This window comes from Bacteroides sp. (assembly GCF_019417265.1).
Taxonomy (GTDB): Bacteria; Bacteroidota; Bacteroidia; order Bacteroidales; family Bacteroidaceae; genus Phocaeicola.
Window position 1 is genome coordinate 1 of sequence record NZ_DXVR01000165.1, and the last position, 3,009, is coordinate 3,009.

Genomic DNA, 3,009 nt, shown 5'->3' on the forward strand with positions numbered 1-3,009 from the left:
TGACTCTCAATTTCCGATTGCTCAATTCGCAAAGCATTTCTTTTTGACTATATAATACACTGATTCAACATTATTCATCATAATAATCATGCATAATATACCATGCTTTTTTTCTGTTTCCTTCCGGAGAAATCAATCCTTTGAGGTTCCATCCTTTCTGATAAAGTGAGTTACTACGACCTGGCGACAAAAAATCAAACAATATCCATGGTGATGTTCCTCTCAGATTCCGGACATTGGAGAAACTTTTGATATCCTCCTTATACACCCATTCCATATATGTCTCACTCCACGAGTTGACAGAAAGAGAGTCAATATCATTTCCATAAACTGCTTCAGCTCCGAACTCAGACATAATAAGAGGCTTACCTAGTCCAATCTCCCAATGAAGGTCTTTGCCATCGCACGGAAATGGTTCGTACCACCCCATATATTTGTTATTTCCTACAACGTCAAGATACTCTATCAGCGGATCGTCAAGACGCATCACGTATCTGTCTCCGTCCTTTACCGCCTTGGCACCATGAAGAGCTGAAGATACCAGACGAGTATTATCATGATTACGTACGGTATTTACGAAACCTGTTAGTACCTCCAGACGACCTTTGGCAGAGGGGAAGGTCTCATTACTTACACTCCAGATGATTATACCGCAACGGTTCTTGTCGCGCGAAATCATTTCATTAAGCATGGTTTCACCACGGCGACGAACATTCGGGTCATTAAGGCTGATATTCTGCCATACAGGTATCTCTTCCCACATCAGAAATCCCATCTCCTCGGCAAGACGCACCATATATTCGTTTTGAGGATAATGTGCAAGTCTCACAAAATTACACCCTAGTGATTTCGCTTCACCTAACAGATAACGGGCATCCGCAGGGGTACAGGCACGGCGACGCAACGAAGCTATCTCATCATGGATATTTATCCCTGAAAGAAATACAGGTTTACCGTTCAGTAGAATATCCTCACCCTGAACTCGAACCGTCCTGAAACCTATCCTGTCGGCTACTGTATCGGATGCTGTTGATATATTTACTTCATAAAGCTTGGGATTTTCAGGACTCCATAATTCAAACTTACTTTTGAAAATAGCTGATGCTGTTCCGGAAGCATCAGTAATAATATCCTTCTTGAAACCGGTTTCAGGTATTGACAGAGTCACCTTTCTGCCGGCACAAGAAGGTCCGTCAAGACGGATATGAACCTGAAGATGTTTTTCATCATCCTGACACAACTGGACAAAATAATCGCGGATATAGGTTTCCGGCACACTCACAAGATTTACATCACGCGTGATTCCACCATAATTGCACCAATCGAACTGTAAAGCAGGAATAGTTTTTTCTGTAACACAGTTATCAACCCTTACAATAAGATAATTCTTTCCGGATTTTATCTTACCTGTCACCTCTATCTGAAAAGGTGTGTAACCTCCTTCATGTTTTCCTATAGGCTCTCCGTTAAGATAAACACTACAATGCTGGCTTACTGCACCAAAATGCAGAAACAATCTGCGACCGGATTCTACTTTGTATGTGAAATCGCGTTTATACCACATATTACCCCTGTAATAGAAAAACTCAGGATACTGATGATTCCAATCACCGGGTACTTTAAGACGATAATTACCCTCATACTTCAGTTCAACGAAATCATGGTTGTCTTTGGGTGTACGGATTTTCCACCATTTCTTTTTTTCGCCAAGCATGGAAGGATCGACCATAACATCCCATTCACCATTAAGGCTTAAGCAGTTACGTTCCATCACATTCTGCATGGCATAATCGCCTGTTATATTCTGAAGCGACTTCAAATCTGTAGAAAACAGCGGAGTGATATTCAGTAATAAAGCAAATACCAATCCTACAAATAATAATTTATCTTTCATTTCAATGTTCATTTTAATGTTGAACTGATTTTCTTGTTATCTTCTGATATTCGTTTAAGTTGCTTGGTAGTCAAGCCATGCTGGAAATAAAGAGAACGCGGGAAATATATAACCTGTTCCTTCATTTGCCTGTCATCAACATCAAGACTAAGATCACAGTCAAAACGATCCAGACGTGCATAGTCTCTTTTCTCGCCCATACCTGTGAAATGACACAATCCCCATAATATACCACGACCATTACCGCTATCTGTAAATGCATCAGGTATGAATCCTGCCGGAGCATTAGGCATGAGATTGACAAAAGATGCTATCTTAAAGTTAACCCAATCAGCAGCATATTGTATGGTGTTATGCTCGTTGCCTGCCTTTATAACCATTGCTGCCACACCTTCACGAAATGGGAAAAGCGACACTTCATGTCCGGAATTAAGAACAGGATTAAGAGGATGTTTTTCGAAAGGTCCGTCAGGAGAATCCGAAATTGCAAGTCCTCCAGCATCTCGATGATTTAAACCTGACTTATAATACATATAAATTTTACCGTTATGAACTAGCGGAAAAGGATCATGAATAATATGTTCGTCCCATTCACCTTTTTTACCGGTTTCAACAACGGCTTTACCGCATGGTGTCCACGGTCCATCGGGGGAATCTGAATATGACATGGAAACAGGACACAAATCACCTCTAAGACCACTCGGTTCATTAAAACTCTGATAATAAAGATAATACTTACCATTATATTTCAGTATATCCGGGGTGCTGACCGAACGATGACCTATCTGTGGTTTGGGAGGGCGCGGCACAGCAACACCCTGTTCCTCCCACATAAAGCCGTCACTGCTGGTTGCATACCATATTTCAGCCAAATCCCAGTCGGTTGATGGAGTTTTGTCATCACATTGTGCAGCATTTTTCGACCCTATTGGAGGACAAACAGTATGACGGTGAGTATACCATACATAATATTTCCCGTTCTCAAATATTATTTTTGAAGGATCACGCCGCGAAATTGTACCATCGCCGCCATTATAATCAAATCCTTTCAGCTCAGTATACTTAACCCAAGTTTGATAGCAAAAAAAATATTTAGTTATTTTTTAGCTGTATAA

General features: G+C 40.8%; 2 protein-coding genes. Both read right to left on the bottom strand.

The window, feature by feature from the left end; translation table 11 throughout:
• Positions 1–70: 70 nt before the first annotated feature.
• Positions 71–1,894, bottom strand: coding sequence for a glycoside hydrolase family 2 TIM barrel-domain containing protein (locus QZ379_RS12505; protein WP_291565419.1), 1,824 nt, complete (start codon positions 1,892–1,894; stop codon positions 71–73).
• 8 nt (positions 1,895–1,902) lie between these two features.
• Positions 1,903–2,766 carry a family 43 glycosylhydrolase gene (locus QZ379_RS12510; RefSeq protein WP_291565422.1) on the bottom strand — a complete coding sequence of 288 codons (864 nt, stop codon included), beginning with the start codon at positions 2,764–2,766 and terminating at the stop codon, positions 1,903–1,905.
• Positions 2,767–3,009: the final 243 nt, after the last annotated feature.

Coding starts and splice junctions, on each gene's coding strand:
- QZ379_RS12505 (WP_291565419.1), bottom strand. CDS start 1,894: ATGAAAGATAAATTATTATTTGTAGGATTGGTATTTGCTTTATTACTG.